The organism is Pseudoalteromonas sp. RB2-MNA-CIBAN-0110 (assembly GCF_040309305.1).
Taxonomy (GTDB): Bacteria; Pseudomonadota; Gammaproteobacteria; order Enterobacterales; family Alteromonadaceae; genus Pseudoalteromonas; species Pseudoalteromonas arctica.
The window spans coordinates 1-276 of sequence record NZ_JBEOOQ010000164.1 but is presented as its reverse complement, the minus strand read 5'-3'; the positions used below and the strand labels follow the sequence as shown (position 1 = coordinate 276).

1 protein-coding gene is annotated in these 276 nt (G+C 60.5%); it reads left to right on the top strand.

Features of this window, described 5'->3' with window-relative positions; genetic code table 11:
- On the top strand, positions 1-276 hold a 276-nt coding region (locus AAEY68_RS21005; RefSeq protein ID WP_350586823.1), incomplete at both ends, for a hypothetical protein.

The window sequence follows — 276 nt, the reverse complement described above, 5'->3', positions numbered from 1 at the left end:
CACGTAAACAGGCCGAGACCGCCAACGTCGACCGTTTTACCAAGGCCCGCTGGAAAAGCGCAGCCAAGGAGATTGTCAGCACGGTACGCAGTGCCCATCACGATCACAAAAACCAACTCGACGCCCAAGTGCGCCAAGCTTACGAGCGCGTGGCGGATGAGACGCCCACACTGCTCACATTACCAGGCTCAACCGTCCCGAATGGCCGCCAGGTGCTGGTGCTGGAACAGGCGCAATTACCCTGGCTTGATCCCCAGGCACCCGCCAGCTACCTGA